We start from the raw sequence: 15777 nt of genomic DNA, 5'->3' as shown, positions 1-15777 counted from the left end.
CAAAATACACGCAGATCAGCGGCCCGCACGCGCAAGCGCGACGAGGTGGACTGCGATGCCGACCAGCGGACCGCACAGCAACGCGACCACCGTGCGGGTCGCCAGCGGCAGCGGTAGCAACAGCAGCAGCGCCGCCGCCACCGTCGCGCACACCCAACCGATCGCGTACGACCGGTGCAGGGCGGCCGCGACCGTGGCCGCCCCGGTGAGCGTCAGCATCGCGATGGTCAGCGCCCCAGCGGTCAGCCATGCCAGCAACGCGCCCCCCGCGTGATAGTCCGGGCCGAACCCGGCCCGCAGCAGCCACGGTCCGAGCAGGCCGGCGGCCAGCACGCCGATCGCGCCGACGACGGCGACGACGGCTGCGGGCGCCAGCAGCGCCCGCAGCCGCGCCGCGCGCTGGTCGACGAAGTGCGCGATCAAATTGCCCTGCATCGCGGTGAGCGGGACCAGTAGCGGAGCCCGGGTCAACGTCACCGCCAGGATGACCACGCCGCCCTGGGCGCCGAGTTGGCTGGATGTGACCTTCAGCAGCACCGGAAAACCCATCACCAGAATCGCGCCGGCCCCGGCCGCGGTGATGGAATGCGCGGCGCCGCGCAGGAAGGTCGTCACGCCGCCCGGGGTCACCAGGCCGGCCGCCGCCCGCGTCACCGGTGAGGCCACGATCATGATGAGCCAGGCCAGGGCGCCGGCGACGGTGGCCCAGAGGAACCCGACCAGGCCCCAGCCGATCAGCACCGTGGCCGTCGCGACCGCGACCCGGATGACGGCGTCGGTCACCATCAGCGACCCGTACTGCGTCCAGCGGTTGGTGCCGGCCAGCACGCCCAGCAGCGTGGCGTGCAGGCAGAACCCGGCCAGGCCGACGCTGAGCAACGCCACCGACAGCCAGTGCGACTGGGCAAACACCCGTCCGCTCCACAATGGCGAACTGCCCGCGATCGCGATGGCCGCGCCGATCCCGACCATCGCCGCCACCCGCAGCGGATGCGTGCGGGCGTCCGGCAGAATCTCGGCGTAGCCGGCGGAGCGGACCTCGCGGGTGGTCTCCTGCAGCAGCCCATTGGCGGCGCCGGTGACCAGCCCGAACGCACCCCAGAACACCGCGAAGACGGAGAAGCCGGCCGGCGCGAGGTCACGGGCGGCGAGATAGACCACCGCATAGCCGCAGACCGCGGTCACCGCGGTCGCGGTCGCCACCCGGGCCACGCTGCTACGGGCGATCGGGCTGGCGAAGGCTCCGACGCCAGGGCTGCCGCCCACTTCGGTCACCGTTCGAAAATACTCACAGCCGTCGGTGCCCTCCGCATGCTGCGGCTGCACCGACCTGACAGACTGCACGGCGGAGGGGAGTATTCCTCACACCGCAGAGTCGTCATCACGTCGCCCGTCATCGGGCGACCGGCTCGCGGGCCACCGCGACCGGCGGTGGTGGAAGAGACCTCCGGTTGTCAACGGCCGGAGGTATCCGCATGCACGTCCACCCGCTCGAGTGGGCCGTGACCCTGACGGTGACGATCGCAGTCCTGCTGTCGGACGTCGCGGTGATGGCTCGCCGGGCCGGTCAGGAGCCGACGATGCGCCGCTCCGCGGTGGGGCTGTCGATCTACATCGCGCTCGCCGGGGTCTTCGGCGTCTGGCTGTGGATCTTCCACGGCCACCAGTTCGCGATCCAGTTCTTCGCCGGGTGGCTCACCGAATACAGCCTCTCGGTGGACAACCTGTTCATCTTCGTCATCCTGATGGCCGGCTTCGGCGTGCCGCGGATCTATCAGCGCGAGGCCCTGTTCATCGGCATCGTGATAGCGCTGGTGTTCCGCGGCATCTTCATCGCGCTGGGCGCGGCGGCCATTCAGCGCTTCACCTGGGTGTTCTACGTGTTCGGCGCGTTCCTGGTCTACACCGCGGTGCGGCTGGCCCGCGGCGCCACGCACAACTCCGGTGGCGAGAACGCGTTGGTCAGATTTGCCCGAAACCACCTGCGCGTCACCGACGAGTGGCACGGACGCAAGTTGGTCGTGACCGGCTCCGACGCGAATGGCGTTGCGGGACGGTCGATCACGCCGATGGCGCTGGTCGTCCTCGCGCTCGGCGCCACCGACCTGGTTTTCGCGCTGGACTCGATCCCCGCGATCTACGGCCTCACCTCGGAGCCGTATCTGGTCATGGCCGCCAACGTCTTTGCGCTGATGGGGCTGCGGCAGCTGTACTTCATCGTCGAGGGTCTGCTGCAGCGCCTGGTCTACCTGTCCAAGGGACTCGCGGTCATCCTGGTGTTCATCGGCGCCAAGCTCATCCTGCACGCGATGCACGAGAACGATCTGCCATTCATCAACGGCGGCAAGCACTTCGACGTCCCGGAGATACCTACGCTGGTCAGCCTCGGCGTGATCGCGGCGACGCTGGTGGTGGCCGCGGTCGCGAGCATCGTCGCGACCCGCGGGGACGACCAGGCCTGAACGGTCTAGTGGCCCTCTGTTTTGAACCGCTCGATCGACCGCTGCACCTCGGCCTCGGCCTCCTCGCGGCCCACCCAGTCCGCGGCCTTGACGAACTTGCCCGGCTCGAGCGCCTTGTACTGGGTGAAGAAGTGCTTGATCTCGTCGAGCTCGTTCTGCGGCACGTCGTCGATGTCCTGGATGTGGTCCCAGCGATGATCCTTAGCGGGCACGCACAGCACCTTGTCGTCGCCGCCGGCCTCGTCGGTCATCCGGAACATCGCGACCGGACGCGCCTTCACCACCACGCCCGGGAACACCGACTGCGGCAGCAGCACCAGCGCGTCCAGCGGGTCGCCGTCCTCGCCGAGCGTGTCGTCGAAAAAGCCGTAGTCCGTCGGATACACCATGGACGTATAGAGGTAGCGGTCCAGGTGGACCCGGCCGGTCTCGTGGTCGACCTCGTATTTGTTGCGCTGACCCTTGGGGATCTCGACGGTCACGTCGAATTGCACCGGTCCGGCTCCTTCGCGAAGAGAATTGTTACCTGGCGTTGATCGTAGGGCTCCCGCGCGACGGTGGTCCGCCGGGGTTTCGGCACAATAGGCGCAAAGAAGGCAGGAGAGTCATGCGTCCCACTCAGTGGCGGACGTCTACCCACCTGATCGTGGGAGCGGGCGTGCTGGCGGTAGTCGCGGCCCTGGTGGCCGCCGCCGCGCTGCTCACCTCCAGCGGGAACGGCGCCAGCGCGCACGTCGCGCCCCCACCGCCGGCCGTCACCGTGAAACCCGGCGTCGTCCCGGTCGCGGCGAACGCCCCGGTCCCCAGCCATAGCGCGCTGGCCGCGGCGCTGGCTCTGGTGGCGGCGGATCCGAACCTGGGCAAGCTGGGCGCGCGGGTCACCGACGCGATGACCGGCGAGGAACTCTGGCAGCAGTCCGACGACGTGCTCCTGCAACCGGCGTCGACGAACAAGACGCTCACCAGCGCCGCAGCGCTGCTCGCGTTGGATCGCAACGCCCGGGTGACGACCCGCGTGGTGGCCGGCAGCGATTCGGGCACCGTCGTGCTGGTCGGCGGCGGCGACCCGACGCTGTCGGGCGCGGCACCCGGTCAGAGCACCTGGTACCACCACGCGCCGCGGCTCAGCGACCTCGCCGATCAGGTCCGGCGCAGCGGTGTGACGCCGACGGCCGTCGAGGTGAACACGTCGCTGTTCACCGGGCCGACGTTCGCCCCCGGCTGGGATCCGGCCGACATCGAGGGCGGCGACATCGCACCGATCGAGTCGGTGATGCTCGACGCCGGACGCATCCAGCCGGCCACCGACGAGTCGCGGCGATCCACCACACCCGCGTTGGACGCGGGCCACGCGTTGGCCGCCGCGCTGGGCGTGGACCCGCAGCGAGTGACGGTCACCAACCGGCCCGTCGACTCCAGTGCGCGCCAACTTGCCGCGGTCCAGTCGGCCCCGCTGATCGAGCGGCTCAACGAGATGATGAACGTCTCGGACAACGTGATGGCCGAGAGCATCGCCCGTGAGGTCGCCGCCGCGATGCAACGGCCGCTTAGCTTCACCGGCGCCGTGGCCGCCGTGACCAACCGGCTCGGCACCGCGCACATCGACACCGGCAGCGCGATACTGCGGGACTCCAGCGGCCTGTCCGTCGACGACCGGCTGACCGCGAAAACCCTCGACTCCGTGGTGCAGGCGGCCGCCGGCCCGGACGAGCCGACACTGCGCCCGCTGCTGGACCTGCTGCCGATCGCCGGTGGCAGCGGCACGCTGTCCGACCGCTTCATCGACGGCACCCCGGCGGGTTCCGGGCCGGCGGGCTGGCTGCGCGCCAAAACCGGTTCCCTGACTGCGATCAACGCGCTGGCCGGCGTGGTGACCGATCGCAGCGGACGGGTGCTCAGCTTCGCGCTGATCTCCAACGACGCCGGAATGTCCGGTCGCACAGCGATCGACGCGGTGGCGGCCACGTTGTGGTCGTGTGGATGCGTGACATGACCTCGGCGCCCGACCTCACCGTCGGCCGCGCGGTCGACTGGGGATTCGCGGCGACGGTCGGTCAGTGGCTGGCCCGGCCCGGACCACCGTCGACGGACTACACCCGCCGCCAGGTGATCGAAAACCTGTCCACCGCGGCGAAAGCCGCCGAACCGCCGGTGCGCGACGTGACCGGTCTGCGGGTCGACGGGGCCGTGCCCGAGGCGCGCATCGTCGACCGCCCGGGTTGGATCCAGGCCGCGTCCCAGTCGATGCGGGCGATGACCGGCGGAACCGACAAGCCGCGCGGCGCGATCAGTGGCCGCATCACCGGCGCGCAGACCGGCGCGGTGCTCGCCTTCGTCTCCACGGGGATCCTCGGCCAGTACGACCCCTTCAACGACGATGGCACGCTGCTGCTCGTATATCCGAATGTCATTGCGGTGGAACGGCAATTGCGCGTCGACCCGGCCGACTTCCGGCTCTGGGTCTGTCTGCACGAGGTCACCCACCGGGTGCAGTTCACCGCCAACCCGTGGCTGACGGGCTACATGTCGCAGGCGCTCGGCGTGCTCACCACCGACGGCAGTGAGGACCTGACCCAGGTGGTCGGCCGGCTGGTCGAAATCGTGCGCAGCAGAGGAGATTCGGGACAGGACCCGAATTCCGCCGGCATCCTCGGCTTGCTGCGCGCCGTGCAGTCCGAGCCGCAACGCGCGGCGCTCGACCAGTTGCTGGTGCTCGGTACCCTACTGGAGGGCCACGCCGACCATGTGATGGATGCCGTTGGGCCCGTTGTAGTTCCGTCGGTAGCGACCATCCGCGCCCGGTTCGACGAGCGGCGTAACCGCAAGCAGCCACCGCTGCAGCGACTGCTGCGTGCCCTGCTCGGTATCGACGCCAAGCTGAGCCAGTACACCCGGGGCAAGGCGTTCGTCGACCACGTGGTGGGCCGTGTCGGCATGGACCGGTTCAACGCCGTCTGGACGAGCCCGGACACCCTGCCCCGCCCGATCGAGATCGAATACCCGCAACGGTGGATCGACCGGGTGCTGTAGCCGAACTCCGCACGGCGGTGGCGGCGTTCGCAGCGGAACATGTCGACACCGCCGACCAGTGGTGCGTGGCGTTGTCCGGCGGCCCGGATTCGTTGGCGCTCACCGCCCTTGCCGCGTCGTTGCGGCCCACCACCGCGCTGATCGTCGACCACGGCCTGCAACCCGGCTCAGCCGAGGTCGCGGCCGCCGCGCAGCGGGCGGCCCGAGATCTGGGATGCGTTGCGGCTCAGGTGCTTTGCGTGCACGTCGGCGCTGACGGTGGTCCGGAGGCCGCGGCGCGCGCTGCCCGTTACGGGGCGCTGGACGAGGCCCGTGGCGACCGGTCGGTGCTGCTGGCCCACACGCTGGACGACCAGGCCGAGACGGTGCTGCTCGGGCTGGGCCGCGGGTCGGGTGCGCGGTCGATCGCCGGAATGCGTCCCTACGACCCGCCCTGGGGCCGGCCGCTGCTGGGCATCCGGCGCGCGACCACCCACGCCGCATGTGCGGAACTGGGCCTGAGCGCCTGGCACGACCCCCATAACGCCGATGCCAGGTTCACCCGCAGCCGACTGCGTCATGAAGTGCTGCCGCTGCTCGAAGACGTGCTCGGCGGGGGAGTGGCCGAGGCGCTCGCCCGCACCGCGACCGCCCTGCGCGGCGACACCGAGTTGATCGACTCGTTGATCGGCCAGGCGACGAGCACCGCGATGACTGCCGACGGCCCCGACGCCCGGGTGTTGGCCGCGCTCCCCGATCCGATCCGCCGCGGCGTCATCCGCAGCTGGCTGATCGACGGGGGCGCGATTGGATTGACCGACAAGCAGATTCGCGGGGTGGATGCATTGGTCACTGACTGGCGCGGCCAGGGTGGGGTGGCGGTCGGGTCCACGCTGCGCCGGCAGCGGTTGGTCGCGGGGCGCCGCGGCGGGATTTTGACGCTGCACCGGGAGCCCGTCTGGCCCTCGGCCGGGTGACGTGGCACGCTGTGGTCGTGGCAGCGGAGACACCGGAGCTGTATCCGGGGGACATCAAGTCGGTGTTGCTGCGTGAGGACCAGATCCAGACCCGCATCGCCGAACTAGGCGCCCAGATCGGCGACGAGTACCGCGACCGGGCGGGCGACGGCGGCCGCGACCTGCTGCTGGTCACCGTGCTCAAGGGCGCGGTCATGTTCGTCACCGATCTGGCGCGCGCGATTCCGCTGCCGACCCAGTTCGAGTTCATGGCGGTCAGCTCGTACGGTTCGTCAACGTCGTCGTCGGGTGTGGTGCGGATCCTCAAAGACCTCGACCGAGACATCAACGACCGCGACGTGCTGATCGTCGAGGACATCGTCGACTCCGGCCTGACGCTGTCCTGGCTGCTGCGCAACTTGGCCACCCGGCGCCCACACTCGCTGCGGGTGTGCACCCTGCTGCGCAAGCCAGACGCGTTGCGGGCCAACACCGACATCGCTTACGTGGGATTCGACATCCCCGACGAGTTCGTCGTCGGCTACGGCCTGGACTACGACGAGCGTTACCGCGACCTGCCCTATATCGGCACCCTGGACCCGCGGGTCTACCAGGACTAACGGTCGCTCAACCGAGGTTCCGAGTCCTCAGTGCTGTTTGACAACTGCTCGGGAGGCGGTCCGCCAGATCCGACTGCCGTCCGGCTGCCGGCTCGGCGGTTCCAGGAGCAGCACAGCGGCGCCGCGCAGCAGGACGGGACGCACCCAATCACCCAACTGAATCGTCTCGGCAGGGTGCGGGCGCCGATGCTCGCCGTCGCGGGCGTCGTCGATCGTCGTGCGATCGAGTAGCGCCTCGAAAGTTGTTGTGAGAGGTAGTGTCTCGATACCCGGCAGAGTGATGAACAGTCCGTCGTCACCGGAGATCTGCAAGCCGATCGCGGCGAGCGCGCCGATGACACCGCCGTCGGTGCCGCCGTGCCCGGACAGGTGTACGCCTGCCTCGGCGGCCAGGAGATGTGCCTGCTCGGCGTGGAGCACTTCGCACTTCGCACGGAGTCCGAACTGGATCACCGCATGCCGACACCGCCCCAGGTCCGTCGGAATCGCGACCGCCAGACCTGGGTCGGCGTCGGGTGGGCAGACGCGCTCGAGGAATCGTCCCGCGAGTTCAATCACGTCGTCTCGTACGGCCTCCGGGTCTCCGTTCGAGCTCTGCCAAGCGAGGCAGGCACTGGAATTGTGTGAGGTGTACGGAATTCGGTCATCGACCAGCAATTGGTGGCGCGTCGCCCCGGCCGGGGTCCCCAGGCCCGCCGTCGTCAGGTCGGCAAGCAGCGCGCGGGCGCGACGGCCGGTTCCGGGGCTCCTGTGGTCGTCGGTGTCGTCGATGCCGATGAATACGTCCGCCCGCCCCAACGCGGAAGGTCGCGTCATGGGTTCACGACCAGCGTCGAGACATCGCGTACCCACCGTTCGACGCCGAGATCGGTACCGGCGAGCTTCAGCGTCTGTCGCTTGGTGACGCACAGAATGAGCTTCTCGGTGAGCTCGGCCGCCGCGAGCGTTTGCGGGGTGTCGCGGCCCTCCACGCGGACGCTGTGTACTCGTTGGGCGCCCGCCGCTGCGAGGACCGTACGCACGGTGGGGCCGCGTTGGATCTTGGCGCCGCGCGATTGCGGAGTTGCGATGTCGGCCTGTGGAAGGTGTTGCAGCTGAACCAAAGTCAGCCGGGCGAGCTGGTGGCCATTCTGCTGCACGGCGACCTCGCCGGAGGCTGGGCCGTCCGCGGTGTGCGCCGTGTCGCAGGCGACGAGACCGATGCCGGCCGTCGCCGCGAACGATGCCACGAGCCGCCCGATGCCGGCGTGGCCGGTGCGAGCTCCTGTGGAACAGCCGATGTGCCCGCTCAGCAGGTGCCGCCGCCGGTACCGCTGCCGGGTCCGCCGGGTCCGCCTACGCCCGGGCCTCCGCCGCAGCCTCCTCCGCCGCCGGTACCTCCACCGCCGCCGGTACCTCCACCGCCGCCGGTACCTCCACCGCCGCCGCTGCCCGGCGTTGTTCCCTGAGCGCCGTTCGCACCCGACTCCCCGGAGATGCTCCCCGCGCCGCCCAGTCCGCCGGCGCCTCCCTGCCCGCCGGGACTGCCCGCGCCTCGAACTCCGGCGAATCCGCCGTTGCCGCCGTTGCCGCCGCGCCCGCCGTCGCCGGACTGGAGTGCCGCGCTGCCACCATTGCCGCCGCGCCCGCCGGCGCCACCGTGGGACGTCGCCACCCCGGCTGTCCCGTTACCTCCGGCACCCCCCGCGCCGCCGTCGCCGCCATTTCCGCCCAACTGCGCAGCACCATTGCCGCCCGCGCCGCCGTTGCCGCCCATGCCGCCGCTCGAGTTGTCAGTGCTCGCCGCTCCGGCGCCCCCGGCCCCGCCGTTGCCGCCGTTGCCGAACCACTCGCCTGCGTTTCCGCCCGCGCCGCCGGCCCCACCTGCGCCGCCGGCGAGAGTGGCCGATCCTCCCGCTCCGCCAACGCCACCGTCGCCGAACAGTGAACCTCCGGCACCACCCGCGCCGCCCGCCCCTCCGTCGACTCCCGCGCCGCCCATGCCGCCGTCGCCGAAGTAGCCCGCGTCGCCGCCGGCGAATCCGGCTCCGGCGTTGATGCCGGCCTCGCCGGGCGCCCCGGCTCCGCCGTCACCGAACAAGAAGCCGCCGTCGCCGAGATCGCCGAAAATGCCCGAGCCGCCGAACAGCGAGTCGTTGACGCCGGTGAAGTTGTCGACGCCGTTACCGATGAGCTCGCGCCCGAACAGTTCGACGTAGGGCGCATTGATCGCCTGCAACAGCGTCGCGTTGGCGGGGTCGTTGAGGAATGTCTCGCCGGCAGCGTGGATTTGGCTGAAGAAGTCCAGCATCGAGCTGAAGCCGGACTCGGCAATCGATGCGGTGGGCTCGGCTGCCGCAAGCGCCTCGGGCACAAAGCTTGAACTCACGGAACCGGCGGCCTCGGTCGCCGCCATCGAGTTGGTGAACGCGCTGTCGAGGAGCCCGTCCACGGGCAGGCTCGCGACAGCCTCGAGCGAGCCCGCCGCCGTCGCGACCGAGTCGGCCCAGGGATCGAACAACAGGTCGACGAAGTCCGCGCGCGACGTGGGCGCCATTGTCGTCGGCGCCATCCCCGACAGCAGGACCGCCGCGGACGCTGCGATCAGTGCTGGACGAAACTCGCGTCGGCATCTGCCAGCTGAACGGCCGTTGCGGCTACGCGCGCCGCGCAAGTTGTGGGGCATGTCAGGTCCTCCCAGGCGGCAGCGCCGGATTTCTCAGTTGAATTTAAGCAAACGATTACCGCAGATTCTGCTTTATGACACCCTTATCACAGGAATCTGCGGATTTCTGATGCTGATCAGTCCGAGTTTGAGGTTTGCTGTGAGCGCTGAGCCGATTATTGGTGGCGACGTCGCCGTACTGCCCAACTCGGGCGGCACGGCAGCGCGCCTAATTCGCGAGATCGGCGTGCCCGCGTTCGCGACGGTGATGGTTGTTGCCTCGGCGGATCTTCGTATTCCACTCGGACTTCCCGGTCATCGCGGGCTCGCTTGGCTGGCAGCGCTGGTGGCGACGATTCTCGCGGCGCGTCATCGGGGATCGGTAATCGTGGTCGGGGCGGCGTCGACCGTTGCGACGCAGGTGCTGCATGTCGCACCTGGCGTGCAGCCCAGCGCGCGCTACCTGGCGGCCGCGACCCTGTTGTACGCGGTCAGCTGTATTCCGCTGGTCGGACACCGTGGCTGGTTCGTCGCGTGTGCGGCGGCTCCGATTCATCTCGTCGCGCTGCTCGGCGTTGTCACCGGCGGCCTGCATCGCGGCCAGCTGAGCGCGGGACCAACGTCCGGGCTGAACGAAAAGGTGCTCTATCACCTGGCGTTCGGACTCGCCGCCGGACTACTCGGTTGGGGCGTGGCGTCGAGCGTCGACAGGTTCAGTTCTGTTGTAGCGCAACGTAATCGTCGATGGTCTGGCGGAAAGGAGTCACGATGGTGATGCGAGTTGTCCCAGAGGGGCTCGCGGCAACCAGCGCCGCGGTGGAAGCCATCGCTGCCGAGTTGGCGTCGGCGCAAGCCGCGGCTGGGTTGGTGATCGGGGCGCTCGCGCCACCGGCGGCGGACGCGGTGTCGCTGCAGGCCGCGGCGGTGTTCAGAGCCCAGGGGCAGCAACATGCAGTCGCGGTCGCGCGCGGCGTCGAAGTTCTCGGCCGTGCGGGCGCAGGCGTCGATCAAGCGGGTGGAGAATACGCCGCCGCCGACGCGGCGGCCGCGGCGACCTATCTGATGCCTGGGAGCTGAGGCTTGACCGCACCGGTGTGGATGGCGTCCCCTCCCGAGGTGCACTCGGGTTTGTTGAGCAGTGGTCCCGGAATCGGTCCACTCTTGGCCGCGGCCGGCGCGTGGTCCTCGCTGAGCGCGCAATATGACTCGGCTGCAACACAACTCAGAGCGGTATTGGCCGATGCGCAACACGTGTGGAGCGGCTCCGCGGCCGAGCAGTATCTGGCTGCGCACCAGCCCTACCTGGCCTGGCTGCAGCTGGCCGGCGTGGTCAGCGCGGAGGCCGCCACTCGGCACGAGATGGTCGCCGCCGCGTACACCACAGCGCTGGCCGCGATGCCCAGCCTGGCCGAACTCGCGACCAACCACGTCGTACACGGCGTATTAATGGCAACGAACTTTCTGGGGATCAACACGATCCCGATCACGCTGAACGAGGCCGACTATGCGCGAATGTGGTTACAAGCGGCGACCGTGATGAGCGCCTATCAGCTCACCGCCGAGGCCGCCGCCTCCGGAGGAGGCGGCGGTGGCGGGCAGGGCGCGGGCGGGGGCTCATTCCAGCTACCCACGCCGGCCGAGATCTGGCAGATGATCTTCGGCCCCGACGGCGAACAGTTCCCGAATCAGGGTCAACCCAACTGGACACCCGCGCAGTTCCTGCAAAACCTGTCGAACTTCGCCCAAGGCAATCAACAGGCAGTTCTTTGGCTGCAGCAGAACTGGCAGGGACTGACCGATCCCTCACAATTTCTGCAACTCTCCGGTTATTTCGTTGCGTGGCAGACATTTCGGGCAGTCAACTGGACCCTTCGGTCGTTGCGCTTTCTGGTCCAGGAGTTGCCGTTGCTGCTGCCGCTCGCGGTCAACATGGCTATCCCCAACCTGAGCTCGGTGGTGGGCCTGGCCGGCTTGTCGGGAATCGTCGGTGTCGCGGGATTGACGCAACCTGTGGCGATTCCCGCCGTGCCGCCAGTCGGCTCACCGGCGCCGCCGGCGATGCCAACGGCCGGTCATGTGCACGCAGCGAATCCCCTCGCCGCCCCGGTGACGAACCCCTCCCCGATGCCGACACCATCAACCATCTCGACGCCGGCCGCCGCACCCGCGCCACCCCCGCGCCCGGCAACCCTCCCCCGATCACCGACGCGCAGGGACTGGCCTACCTTGTGGGCAGGATCGCCGAAACGTCGGATGTGAACGCGCGGTCGCGCGCCACGGTGCCGCATCCGATCGTGAATGCCGACGGCGTCGTGGACCTCGCCGCCGCACCCGTCGGCCCTCCGAAGCCGCGGCGACGTGACCGGGTGGTCGCCATCGACCGCGGCTACCGCTACGAATACCTACCGGGTGACGACGACGCCGAGGATAAGTCGGACGGACTCCTCGAGCGGCCGGAGGTGACGACTGCAGGTGCGGGCCGCCTCGGGTTCACCGGGACCACCGCCGTATCCAACGCGTCAGGTCCCAAAGGCCTGATCACCATGACTACCAATGGGTTTGGTAACGGTCCGGCGATCCCGATGGCTCCAGGCAGCTGGCACAGCATCGGCTGAGCGTAGTGGGGCGATGCAGCGAAGCGTGTTCTGCCCGGTGCAGCCACCGCTAGCATTCGCTGGTGACCTCTATGCGGATCCGTGAGGCGGCCGAGTTGCTAGGCGTCAGCGACGACACTGTGCGGCGGTGGATCGACAACGGCACATTGGCGGCTAGTCAGGATCAAGCCGGCCGCAAAGTGGTGTCCGGGCGCGACCTGGCCGAGTTCTGGCGAAACAACGCGCCGCCGCTTCCGCCCGATCCGCTCGGTGTGAGTAGTTCGGCACGCAACCGCTTCGTCGGGCTGGTCACCGATGTGCTCAGCGACCGAGTGATGACCCGGGTCGAAATGCAATGTGGCCCATACACGGTGGTGTCGCTGATGAGCACCGAAGCCGCGCAGGAACTGCGGCTCGAACCCGGCAGTCTGGCTGTCGCCATCGTCAAGGCTACGACCGTCATCGTCGAAACACCCAACAAGCTCGGCGAGCCGACCGCAGAGTGAGGGGCGCTCAGCGCAGCTCCCAGACGGCGGTGACCGAGAAGCTCACCGTCTGCTGGCCCGGCTCGAGCGGCACCGCGGCCGGCATCATCCGGGGCGCGGGGGCAACCGTGGGGGTGGCGCTCCCGGACGTCTCCGAGATCGAGATGATCGCGCCGAGCCCGAGCCCGGACAGCTGGGCGTACTGGGCGGCGCGGTCCTTGGCGTCCTGAAATGCCCGCGCCCGGGCGTCTTTCACCAGTTGCGAGTCGTCGGCAATCGAGTAGCTGACCGAGTTGATCCGGGTCGCGTCACCGCCGGTGCCCACGATGACTGACAGCAGCTTCGACGCCGTCGCGGTGGGGTGGATCTTCACTCGGATCGAGTTGGCGGCGCGGTATCCGGTGATGACGGCGCCCGCGGGGTCGTACTGCGGTTGCAGGCTGACGTCGGTGGTGCTGATGTCCTTGCGGTCGACGCCGTTGGCGGCCAGGGCGTCGATCACCGCCGCCTGGCGGGTGTTGGTCTGATCCATCGCACCGGTGACGTCGCGGGCGACGAATTCGATGCCGACGTCGGCGGTGAGGGTATCGGGGACGCCCTGGACGTGGCCGGAGCCGACGACGGTCACCTGACGCGGGTGTTCGCCGACCTTTTCCGGTGCGGCGTGGTCGCAGGCTGACGCCGTCGCGGCGAGGCCGATGGCGAGCAAGATGCGGAACGGCAGTGCGGCGCGCATGCTTGGCACCCTAGTCGCAGTCGAGGTTGAGGGCGCTGTGCCGGCGGCCCCACGCCAGGTAGAACGCCAGCGCCACCGCAACCCAACCGCTGAAGGCGACCCAGGTGTACCAGTGCAAGCTGAACAGGATGTAGGCGCACGCCGCGATCGACAGGATCGGCGTCACCGGATACCCCGGCACCTTGAAGCCGCGCGGCAGGTCGGGTTCCTGGATCCGCAGCACGATCACCCCGGCTGACACCACGATGAACGCCGTCAGCGTGCCGATCGATACGATCTCGGCCAACCGATCGAGCGGGACCATCGCGGCCAGCACCGCCACCCCGAGTGCCACGATCACCGTGTTGCGCACCGGCGTCATGGTGCGGGGGTTCACCTTCGCGAAGGCCGTCGGCAACAGACCGTCACGGCCCATCGTGAACAGGATTCGGGTCTGCCCGTACAGCGTCACCAGGGTGACCGAGAAGATCGAAATCACCGCTCCCGCTGAGACAATGGTGCTACCCACGGTGTTGCCGGTGATGCGGTCCAGGATCACCGCCAGTACCGCCTCCTCGCCCTTGAAGTCCTGCCAGCGCTGCGCACCCAGGGCGGCGACCGATACGAGCACGTGGATCGCGGTGACGATCAGCAGCGCGGCGATGATCGCACGCGGCATGGTGCGCTGCGGGTCTTTCACCTCGTCACCGGCGGTCGACACCGCGTCGAGGCCGATGTAGGCGAAGAAGATCGTGCCCGATGCCAGGCTGACCCCGGACACTCCGAACGGGGTCAGGTCTTTGAAGTTGCCCGCGTGGAACGCGGTGAACGCGACCGCCGAGAACAGCACCAGGACACCGATTTTGATGATTACCATCACGGCGTTGGCCTTGGCGGAGGTGCTGGCGCCGCGGATGAGCAGCAGGGTGCACAGGGCCACCAGAGCGATTGCAGGCAGGTTGATCATGCCGTGCTCCGGATCCCAAGGTGCCGCCGAAATGGATTGTGGCAGCGCGAAGCCGAAGACGTTGTCGAGCAGCTTATTTAGGTATTGGCTCCAGCCAACCGCCACCGCGGCGGCCGACACCGCGTACTCGAGCAGCAGGCAGGCGGCCACGCCCATCGCCGCGAATTCGCCGAGAGTGGCGTAGGCATAGGAATACGCCGACCCCGACACCGGAACCGCGGAGGCCAGCTCCGCGTAACAGATCGCCGCCAGGCCCGCCGCGACACCGGCGATGATGAACGAGATGACCACGGCCGGGCCGGCCTGCGGCACCGACTGCGACAGCACGATGAAGATGCCCGACCCGACGGTCTCGCCGACCCCGAACATCGTCAAGAGGAAGACGCCGAGACTGCGTTGCAGCTCATCCGTGGCGCCCGCGGCGACCGGCGCGCCGCTGACGGGGCGGCGGCGCAGCATCTGCTGCGACAGGCTCTGCGCCGGCGCGGACATGGCGCCTCCTCGGTCGGCTCGGACCAAAGATATACCAGCTCACGACCGTATGCCCCGTGCGACATGGTCAGGCGAGAGTCAGGCGCGGAGCCGTCGGTTCTCACGCGGGGTTCCGATGTTAATCAGATAATTCAAATCATGTGCAGTGCAACATATTTGAGGTCAATAGAGTGAAAAGTATTGTGAGCCGTCTTATTTCGAGCTTCCGCCACGACTCGTGATCGGGAGACCTCCCGCGAGATATTGAACATAGCTAGCCTCAGCAAATCCTAACGGGTAATGTGGCCTCCATCGGAAAGTTCATATTGACTTCTAATCATACTGAACTCCAACAACTTTCAGGCCGATTTCCTATCTGTCAGCTCATGTCTCCAGCAAAATGAATAGTCACTGTCTCGACGGTGAACAGGCTTTACCGAGGGTGTTTTCAAGGCTCATTGCTCGCTTAACGTGTCGGATGATCCGCTTCGGTCGCGACGACGCTGACTGAAGCTGTTGAGCACAAGCACTTTTCGGAGGAACCATGTCGAACGTCATCGCGCAGCCCGAAGTACTGGCTGCGGCCGCGGGGAAATTGCAGACCATCAACGAGGCGCTCAAGGCCGGCAACGCCGCCGCCGCGGCGCCGACGGTCGGGGTGGTTCCCGCCGCGGGTGATCTGGTCTCGGCCCTGACGGCTGCCCAGTTCGCGTCGCACGCGCAGCTCTACCAAACGGTCAGCGCGCACGCCGCGGTCGTTCAGGAGTTCATGGCGACCATGCTCGGCGCCAGCTCCGGCTCGTACGCGGTCACCGAGGCCGCCAACGCCGCAGCGGTCGGATAGGTCACCGACA

At 68.5% G+C, this 15777-nt stretch carries 16 protein-coding genes and 2 pseudogenes; 11 read left to right on the top strand and 7 right to left on the bottom strand.

Features of this window, described 5'->3' with window-relative positions:
* Positions 1-15: 15 nt before the first annotated feature.
* Positions 16-1275: a hypothetical protein gene (locus PT015_RS15900; RefSeq protein WP_285185662.1), complete on the bottom strand. Its 1260-nt coding sequence runs from the start codon at positions 1273-1275 to the stop codon at positions 16-18.
* Positions 1276-1475: 200 nt separating this feature from the next.
* Between PT015_RS15900 and PT015_RS15895 the strand changes: the two genes are divergently transcribed.
* Positions 1476-2462 carry a TerC/Alx family metal homeostasis membrane protein gene (locus PT015_RS15895; protein WP_285185660.1) on the top strand — a complete coding sequence of 329 codons (987 nt, stop codon included), beginning with the start codon at positions 1476-1478 and terminating at the stop codon, positions 2460-2462.
* 5 nt (positions 2463-2467) lie between these two features.
* On the opposite strand, the gene PT015_RS15890 is transcribed toward PT015_RS15895, so the two are convergent.
* A complete protein-coding gene (locus tag PT015_RS15890) occupies positions 2468-2956 on the bottom strand; it encodes an inorganic diphosphatase (RefSeq protein WP_285185659.1) in 489 nt (162 codons plus the stop codon).
* Between the two features lie 113 nt (positions 2957-3069).
* Here PT015_RS15890 and dacB point away from each other — a divergent pair, with 113 nt between their 5' ends.
* The 4 genes from dacB to hpt are packed head-to-tail and all read left to right on the top strand — an operon-like array spanning position 3070 to position 7047.
* The gene (gene dacB / locus PT015_RS15885; RefSeq protein ID WP_285185658.1) at positions 3070-4455 is read left to right on the top strand and encodes a D-alanyl-D-alanine carboxypeptidase/D-alanyl-D-alanine endopeptidase; all 1386 of its coding nucleotides are present in this window, start codon (positions 3070-3072) and stop codon (positions 4453-4455) included.
* A complete protein-coding gene (locus tag PT015_RS15880) occupies positions 4452-5492 on the top strand; it encodes a zinc-dependent metalloprotease (protein WP_285185656.1) in 1041 nt (346 codons plus the stop codon). The genes dacB and PT015_RS15880 overlap by 4 nt, the downstream gene beginning before the upstream one ends.
* On the top strand, positions 5471-6448 hold the full coding sequence (gene tilS / locus PT015_RS15875) for a tRNA lysidine(34) synthetase TilS (RefSeq protein ID WP_285185655.1): 978 nt from the start codon (positions 5471-5473) through the stop codon (positions 6446-6448). Before PT015_RS15880 ends, tilS begins: the two co-directional genes overlap by 22 nt.
* Positions 6445-7047 (top strand): hypoxanthine phosphoribosyltransferase, encoded by a 603-nt coding sequence (gene hpt / locus PT015_RS15870; protein WP_285185653.1) that lies wholly within the window; start codon positions 6445-6447, stop codon positions 7045-7047. Before tilS ends, hpt begins: the two co-directional genes overlap by 4 nt.
* Before the next feature lie 27 nt (positions 7048-7074).
* On the opposite strand, the gene PT015_RS15865 is transcribed toward hpt, so the two are convergent.
* From PT015_RS15865 to PT015_RS24820, 3 genes and pseudogenes are all read right to left on the bottom strand, one after another.
* Positions 7075-7863, bottom strand: coding sequence for a hypothetical protein (locus PT015_RS15865; protein WP_285185652.1), 789 nt, complete (start codon positions 7861-7863; stop codon positions 7075-7077).
* Positions 7860-8276 (bottom strand): hypothetical protein, encoded by a 417-nt coding sequence (locus PT015_RS15860; RefSeq protein ID WP_285185651.1) that lies wholly within the window; start codon positions 8274-8276, stop codon positions 7860-7862. The genes PT015_RS15865 and PT015_RS15860 overlap by 4 nt, the downstream gene beginning before the upstream one ends.
* Positions 8277-8335: 59 nt before the next feature.
* Positions 8336-9001 (bottom strand): annotated as a pseudogene (locus PT015_RS24820) (hypothetical protein); the annotation flags it as partial.
* A gap of 571 nt (positions 9002-9572) precedes the next feature.
* On the opposite strand from PT015_RS24820, the gene PT015_RS15850 reads away from it, so the two are divergent.
* The 5 genes and pseudogenes from PT015_RS15850 to PT015_RS15835 all read left to right on the top strand — a co-directional run bounded on the left by PT015_RS15850 (position 9573) and on the right by PT015_RS15835 (position 12791).
* On the top strand, positions 9573-10466 hold the full coding sequence (locus tag PT015_RS15850) for a hypothetical protein (RefSeq protein ID WP_285185648.1): 894 nt from the start codon (positions 9573-9575) through the stop codon (positions 10464-10466).
* The gene (locus tag PT015_RS15845; protein ID WP_285185647.1) at positions 10460-10768 is read left to right on the top strand and encodes a PE family protein; all 309 of its coding nucleotides are present in this window, start codon (positions 10460-10462) and stop codon (positions 10766-10768) included. Before PT015_RS15850 ends, PT015_RS15845 begins: the two co-directional genes overlap by 7 nt.
* Positions 10769-10771: 3 nt before the next feature.
* Positions 10772-11266 (top strand): annotated as a pseudogene (locus tag PT015_RS24815) (PPE family protein); the annotation flags it as partial.
* Between the two features lie 680 nt (positions 11267-11946).
* Positions 11947-12306 (top strand): PPW family C-terminal domain-containing PPE protein, encoded by a 360-nt coding sequence (locus tag PT015_RS24810; RefSeq protein WP_313824543.1) that lies wholly within the window; start codon positions 11947-11949, stop codon positions 12304-12306.
* A gap of 62 nt (positions 12307-12368) precedes the next feature.
* The gene (locus PT015_RS15835; RefSeq protein ID WP_285185646.1) at positions 12369-12791 is read left to right on the top strand and encodes a TOBE domain-containing protein; all 423 of its coding nucleotides are present in this window, start codon (positions 12369-12371) and stop codon (positions 12789-12791) included.
* Positions 12792-12798: 7 nt separating this feature from the next.
* Here the strand turns inward: PT015_RS15835 and PT015_RS15830 are convergent, their stop codons facing one another.
* On the bottom strand, positions 12799-13506 hold the full coding sequence (locus tag PT015_RS15830; protein ID WP_285185644.1) for an SIMPL domain-containing protein: 708 nt from the start codon (positions 13504-13506) through the stop codon (positions 12799-12801).
* Positions 13507-13516: 10 nt separating this feature from the next.
* Positions 13517-14911, bottom strand: coding sequence for an APC family permease (locus tag PT015_RS15825; RefSeq protein ID WP_390888026.1), 1395 nt, complete (start codon positions 14909-14911; stop codon positions 13517-13519).
* Between the two features lie 556 nt (positions 14912-15467).
* Between PT015_RS15825 and PT015_RS15820 the strand changes: the two genes are divergently transcribed.
* Positions 15468-15767 carry a PE family protein gene (locus PT015_RS15820; protein ID WP_285185641.1) on the top strand — a complete coding sequence of 100 codons (300 nt, stop codon included), beginning with the start codon at positions 15468-15470 and terminating at the stop codon, positions 15765-15767.
* The last annotated feature ends 10 nt before the right edge of the window (positions 15768-15777 follow it).

The sequence above is a fragment of the Candidatus Mycobacterium wuenschmannii genome (genome assembly GCF_030252325.1).
Taxonomy (GTDB): domain Bacteria; phylum Actinomycetota; class Actinomycetes; order Mycobacteriales; family Mycobacteriaceae; genus Mycobacterium; species Mycobacterium wuenschmannii.
This window is presented reverse-complemented; position numbering and strand designations above follow the sequence as displayed.

What these genes read in the sequence shown, in the direction of transcription:
- PT015_RS15895 (WP_285185660.1), top strand. Translation starts at nt 1,476, where the DNA reads ATGCACGTCCACCCGCTCGAGTGGGCCGTGACCCTGACGGTGACGATC.
- dacB (WP_285185658.1), top strand. Translation starts at nt 3,070, where the DNA reads ATGCGTCCCACTCAGTGGCGGACGTCTACCCACCTGATCGTGGGAGCG.
- PT015_RS15880 (WP_285185656.1), top strand. Translation starts at nt 4,452, where the DNA reads ATGACCTCGGCGCCCGACCTCACCGTCGGCCGCGCGGTCGACTGGGGA.
- PT015_RS15865 (WP_285185652.1), bottom strand. Translation starts at nt 7,863, where the DNA reads ATGACGCGACCTTCCGCGTTGGGGCGGGCGGACGTATTCATCGGCATC.
- PT015_RS15845 (WP_285185647.1), top strand. Translation starts at nt 10,460, where the DNA reads ATGGTGATGCGAGTTGTCCCAGAGGGGCTCGCGGCAACCAGCGCCGCG.
- PT015_RS15830 (WP_285185644.1), bottom strand. Translation starts at nt 13,506, where the DNA reads ATGCGCGCCGCACTGCCGTTCCGCATCTTGCTCGCCATCGGCCTCGCC.
- PT015_RS15825 (WP_390888026.1), bottom strand. Translation starts at nt 14,911, where the DNA reads ATGCTGCGCCGCCGCCCCGTCAGCGGCGCGCCGGTCGCCGCGGGCGCC.
- PT015_RS15820 (WP_285185641.1), top strand. Translation starts at nt 15,468, where the DNA reads ATGTCGAACGTCATCGCGCAGCCCGAAGTACTGGCTGCGGCCGCGGGG.